Source organism: Pseudomonas sp. HMWF006, assembly GCF_003061205.1.
Lineage (GTDB): Bacteria > Pseudomonadota > Gammaproteobacteria > Pseudomonadales > Pseudomonadaceae > Aquipseudomonas > Aquipseudomonas monsensis.
The window spans coordinates 3,627-9,209 of sequence record NZ_QAIU01000479.1 but is presented as its reverse complement, the minus strand read 5'-3'; the positions used below and the strand labels follow the sequence as shown (position 1 = coordinate 9,209).

The window sequence follows — 5,583 nt, the reverse complement described above, 5'->3', positions numbered from 1 at the left end:
ACCTGGAACGGAATACCGTGAGCCGCGAGTTCTTCGATCTCTTCACCGCCACGGCCGAAGATGAACGGATCACCGCCCTTCAACCGCACCACACGCTTGCCGGCCTTGGCCAGATCGACCAGTTGCTGATTGATCTGATCCTGCGGCACGGCGTGATCGGCGCGACGCTTGCCGACGTAGATCCGCTCGGCATCGCGACGGCACAGCTCAAGAATCGCCGGCGCTACCAGACGGTCGTACAGCACCACATCGGCTTGCTGCATCAGACGCAGGGCGCGGAAGGTCAGCAGGTCCGGATCGCCCGGCCCGGCACCCACCAGATACACTTCACCGGTGGTGATGTCCGCTTCGCCATCAATCTTGGCTTGCAGCAGACGCTCGGCCTCGCCACCCTGCCCGGCCAGTTGCCGGTCGGCAATCGGGCCCTGAAACACGTCTTCCCAGAAACCGCGACGTTGCTGCACATCCGGAAACAGGTTCTTCACCTGATTGCGGAAACGCGCGGCCAGACCGGCCAACTGGCCGTAGGTCGAGGGAATCCAGGTTTCGATCTTGGCGCGAATCAACCGCGCCAGTACCGGCGCATCGCCGCCGCTGGACACTGCGATGATCAACGGCGAACGATCGACGATCGCCGGGAAGATCACGCTGCACAATTGCGGCGCATCCACCACGTTGACCGGTACGCAGCGCCGATGGGCATCGCTGGACACTTGGGCATTGAGCGCCTCGTCGTCGGTGGCGGCGATGATCAGCACGCAACCGTCCAGATCCGCCTCGCCGTAACCGCGCAACAGGCAATCACCACCCGAGGCGGTGATCAGTTCACGCAGTTGCGGTTCGATTTCAGGTGCGACCACCCGCAGCAGCGCACCGGCATCGGCCAGCAGGCGGGATTTGCGCAAGGCAATTTCCCCCCCACCGACAACCAACACACGACTGCCGCGCAGGTTGTGAAACAGCGGCAGATATTTCATTTAGCCGATGACCTCAAGGCCACCCATGTACGGCTTCAGCACATCCGGTACGCGGATCGAACCGTCAGCCTGCTGGTAGTTTTCCAGCACGGCCACCAGGGTACGACCGACAGCCAGACCCGAGCCGTTAAGAGTGTGCACCAGCTCAGGCTTGCCGGTTTCCGGGTTGCGGAAACGCGCCTGCATGCGGCGGGCCTGGAAGTCACCGCAGTTGGAGCACGACGAAATTTCCCGGTATTTGTCCTGGCTCGGGATCCACACTTCCAGGTCGTAGGTCTTCACGGCACTGAAGCCCATGTCGCCGGTGCACAGCGCCAGAGTGCGGTAAGGCAGACCCAGCAGTTGCAGGACTTTCTCGGCGTTGGCAGTCAGGCCTTCCAGCGCTTCCATCGACGTCGACGGCTCGACGATCTGGACCATTTCGACTTTGTCGAACTGGTGCTGACGGATCATGCCGCGAGTGTCGCGACCCGATGCGCCGGCTTCGCTGCGGAAGCACGGGGTGTGGGCGACGAATTTGATCGGCAGTTGCTTCGAGTCGACGATTTCACCGGCCACGATGTTGGTCAGCGACACTTCGGCGGTCGGGATCAGGTACAAATCGGCCTCGCCTTCGCGAGCGATCTTGAACAGGTCCTCTTCGAACTTCGGCAGTTGCCCGGTGCCTTGCAGCGCTGGAGCCTGAACCAGATAAGGCGTGTAAGCCTCTTCGTAGCCGTGCTCGTTGACGTGCAGGTTGATCATGAATTGCGCCAGGGCGCGGTGCAGACGAGCGATCGGCCCGCGCAGCAGGGCGAAACGCGCGCCGGACAGTTTGGCGGCCGTTTCAAAGTCGAGCCAGCCGAACTTCTCGCCCAGGGCAACGTGGTCTTTCACTTCAAAGTCGAAGGCGGTCGGGGTGCCCCAGCGGCGCACTTCGACGTTGTCGTCTTCGTCTTTGCCGACCGGCACCGATTCGTGCGGCAGGTTCGGGATACCCAGCAGGATCGAGTCCAGTTCGGTCTGGATCGCGTCCAGCTCGACCTTGCCGGCACTCAGCTCGCCCGCCATGCGCTCGACGTCCGCCATCAACGGTGCGATGTCTTCGCCGCGCTGCTTGGCCTGACCGATGGATTTGGAACGCGCGTTACGCTCAGCCTGCAGTGCTTCGGTGCGGGTCTGGACGGTCTTGCGCTGTTCTTCCAGCGCTTCGATGCGCGCGGTATCCAGGGCAAAGCCACGGGAAGCCAGGCGGTCCGCTACGTCCTGAAGGTTGCTACGTAACAGTTTGGAATCGAGCATGTCGGTTTCTCGTTATCAAAGTTTGGTCAAGGACAGGCCGGCCCACGTCGCGAGCAGCCCGCCGAATACGCTGAGTGCCGCATAGCCCAGGGCCAGCGGCACTTGCCCGCTTTCCAGCAGGCGCACCGTATCCAGTGAAAAGGATGAAAAAGTCGTCAGCCCCCCGAGGAAGCCGACCATCAACCCGGCGCGCACCTCGATCGGCACCTCCGGGCGTATCAAAAACAGGCCGTACAACACGCCAATCAGCAAACAGCCCACGATATTAACGGCCAGCGTCGCGGTATAGAAGTGCCGCGGCCAATTGGCATTGACCCAATTGCCGGTGGCGAAGCGCAACAGGGTGCCGGCAATCCCGCCGGCGGAGACTGCAACAATCAATGGAAGCACTATTTTCTCCGCTGTCTTGGGCTTAAACGATCGAGTTGAGCGAGGTGGTTGAGCTTCTCGCCGATCTTCAATTCCAGGCCTCGGGGCACCGGTTGGTAGAACGGGATCGGCTCAAGCTCCTCAGGGAAATAGTCTTCGCCGGCGGCATAGGCGTCCGGCTCATCGTGGGCGTAGCGATACTCATCGCCGTAGCCCAATTGTTTCATCAGTTTGGTCGGCGCGTTGCGCAGGTGCAGCGGCACTTCCAGCGAACCGTTTTCAGCGGCGGCGCGCAGGGCGGTCTTGAACCCCATGTACACCGCATTGCTTTTCGGGGCGCAGGCCAGGTAGGTAATGGCCTGGGCCACGGCCAGTTCGCCTTCCGGGCTGCCGAGGCGTTCCTGCACTTCCCACGCCGCCAGGCACAGGCTGAGGGCACGCGGGTCGGCGTTGCCGATGTCTTCGCTGGCCATGCGCACCACGCGCCGGGCCAGGTACAGCGGATCACAACCGCCGTCGATCATCCGCGCAAACCAGTACAGCGCGCCGTCGGGGTTGGAACCTCGCACCGATTTGTGCAACGCGGAGATCTGGTCGTAAAAGGCTTCGCCGCCTTTGTCGAAGCGCCGACGGGTGTCGCCGAGCAGGCTTTGCAGCAGTTCGGTGCCGATCTCGCTGTTGTCTTCGGCGAGGTCCGAGGCATTTTCCAGCAAGTTGAGCAGCCGTCGACCGTCGCCATCGGCGGCGGACAGCAACATCTGGAAGCCTTCATCGTTGAGCGTCAGGTGGCGCTTGCCCAGCCCACGCTCCTCGGTGAGTGCGCGATGCACCAGTTTGCGCAGCGCCGCTTCGTCGAGGCTTTTCAGCACATAGACGCGGGCCCGCGACAACAAGGCGTTGTTCAGTTCGAACGAAGGGTTTTCGGTGGTGGCGCCGATGAAGATCAGTGTGCCGTCTTCAACATAAGGCAGGAACGCATCCTGCTGCGACTTGTTGAACCGGTGCACTTCATCGACGAACAGAATCGTGCGCTTGCCGTACTGACCGGCCTGCTGCTTGGCGATTTCAACCGCCTGACGGATCTCCTTGACCCCGGCAAGCACCGCCGAGACCGTTTCGAAGTGCGCGTCCGAGACTTCCGCGAGCAATCGCGCCAGGGTGGTTTTACCCACGCCAGGCGGGCCCCAGAAAATCATCGAATGCAGGGCACCCTGCTCCAGCGCTTCACGCAGAGGCTTGCCGCGAGCGAGCACGTGCTCCTGACCGACGTACTCATCCAGATTGGTCGCGCGCAAACGCGCGGCCAGTGGCTGGGCAATCGGTGCACTGCGAAACAGATCCATCACGTAGCGTTGAAACCTCGAATTTTCTGAACTCTGTGGGTGACCCTGTGGCGCGGGGATTCATCCCCGTTGGGCTGCGAAGCGGCCCTTAAACCAGCAATTTCGTTGTATCAGGCCTACCAAGTGCAATGGTTTTGGCGACTGCTGCGCAGCCGAACGGGGATAAATCCCCTCGCCACAAAAGCTCCAAACCACAAAGGCCCAGTTCAGGATCCGGGGTTTATTCCTGGATCACGTCGGCACCCTTGGGGATGTCGAACTTGAACTTGGAGGCCGGCACTGGCTCGTTGGCCTTGACCCCGGTGAACAGGATGTTGGTGCGCTGGCCGACGCTGTCGATCAGTTGCATGTCATTGAGCAGACCGTTGCGGAACGACAGGCGCAGGTTGTCGAACAACGTGTCCTTGGTTTTCGGCTTCAGAGTGAAGTCGATCACGCCGCCTGCCTCTTTCGCCGTGATGTCGAAACTCTGGCTGATCTTCGACACATCACCGGACAACAACAACGCCGGGGTCTGGGTCAGGCGCTCGTCGAGCTTCTTGATCGTCGCCTGTTCCAGATCCGGGTCCCACAAGGTGACTTTCTTGCCGTCGGAGACCATGGTTTGCTCGGCCGGCGCATTGGTGTGCCAGTAGAACAGGCCCGGACGCTGCAGGGTCATGTCGCCGGTGGTTTCCTGCAACTGCGTGCCGCTGCCGTCGAGGGTCAGCTGCGAGAAGTTCGCGCTCAGGGTCTTGGACGTTTCCAGCAATTGGGTCAGACGAGCCACGTCCTTGTCATCGGCGTGGGCCGTGAATGTGGTCAGTGCCAGTACTGGCAACAGCATGCGGATCAGACGCATGGGAGTCCTCTTGAATACTCGTGGGAGAGCGGTGGCACGTCATTGTGCCACCTCTTGCTTCTGGGATCAGTCGCGTACCGGGCCCGGGGCCAGCACTTCACGCGAACCGTTGGTGTTCATGGAGGTGACGACGCCGGCCATTTCCATGGCTTCGATCATCCGCGCGGCACGGTTGTAGCCGATCTTCAACTTGCGCTGTACAGCGGAAATCGAGGCGCGACGGCTTTCCAGCACAAACTGCACGGCTTCGTCGTACAGTGCGTCCGCTTCCGGATCATCGCCGTCGCCGCCACCGCTGCTGCCTTCAAAACCGCTGCCTGCTTCTTCGACACCGTTGAGGATGTCATCGTTGTATTCCGGTGCGCCACGCAGTTTCCACGCTTCGACGACACGGTGGACTTCATCGTCGGACACGAATGCGCCGTGAACCCGGATCGGCAGGCTGGTGCCCGGTGGCATGTAGAGCATGTCACCGTGGCCGAGCAGTTGTTCGGCGCCGCCCTGGTCGATGATGGTCCGCGAGTCGATCTTGCTCGAAACCTGGAACGCCATACGGGTCGGGATGTTGGCCTTGATCAGACCGGTGATCACGTCCACCGACGGCCGCTGGGTCGCGAGGATCAAGTGAATACCTGCCGCACGGGCCTTCTGCGCGATACGCGCGATCAGTTCTTCGACCTTCTTGCCGACGATCATCATCATGTCGGCGAATTCGTCGACCACCACGACGATGGTCGGCAGCTTCTGCAGCAGCGGCGCTTCATCGTGAATG

The 5,583-nt window shown here is 61.5% G+C and carries 5 protein-coding genes and 1 pseudogene; all 6 read right to left on the bottom strand.

Features of this window, described 5'->3' with window-relative positions:
• A partial coding sequence (gene cysG / locus DBR24_RS20900) for a siroheme synthase CysG (protein WP_256591698.1) occupies positions 1–977 on the bottom strand: 977 nt, incomplete at its 3' end.
• A complete protein-coding gene (gene serS / locus DBR24_RS20895; RefSeq protein WP_123462492.1) occupies positions 978–2,258 on the bottom strand; it encodes a serine--tRNA ligase in 1,281 nt (426 codons plus the stop codon).
• Between the two features lie 15 nt (positions 2,259–2,273).
• Positions 2,274–2,648 (bottom strand): fluoride efflux transporter CrcB, encoded by a 375-nt coding sequence (gene crcB / locus DBR24_RS20890; protein ID WP_123462490.1) that lies wholly within the window; start codon positions 2,646–2,648, stop codon positions 2,274–2,276.
• Complete coding sequence (locus DBR24_RS20885; RefSeq protein WP_128615705.1) at positions 2,648–3,970, bottom strand: replication-associated recombination protein A; 1,323 nt, start codon at positions 3,968–3,970, stop codon at positions 2,648–2,650. The genes crcB and DBR24_RS20885 overlap by 1 nt, the downstream gene beginning before the upstream one ends.
• 220 nt (positions 3,971–4,190) lie before the next feature.
• Positions 4,191–4,811: an outer membrane lipoprotein chaperone LolA gene (gene lolA / locus DBR24_RS20880; RefSeq protein ID WP_123462488.1), complete on the bottom strand. Its 621-nt coding sequence runs from the start codon at positions 4,809–4,811 to the stop codon at positions 4,191–4,193.
• 66 nt (positions 4,812–4,877) lie between these two features.
• Positions 4,878–5,583: pseudogene (gene ftsK / locus DBR24_RS33085) on the bottom strand (DNA translocase FtsK); the annotation flags it as partial.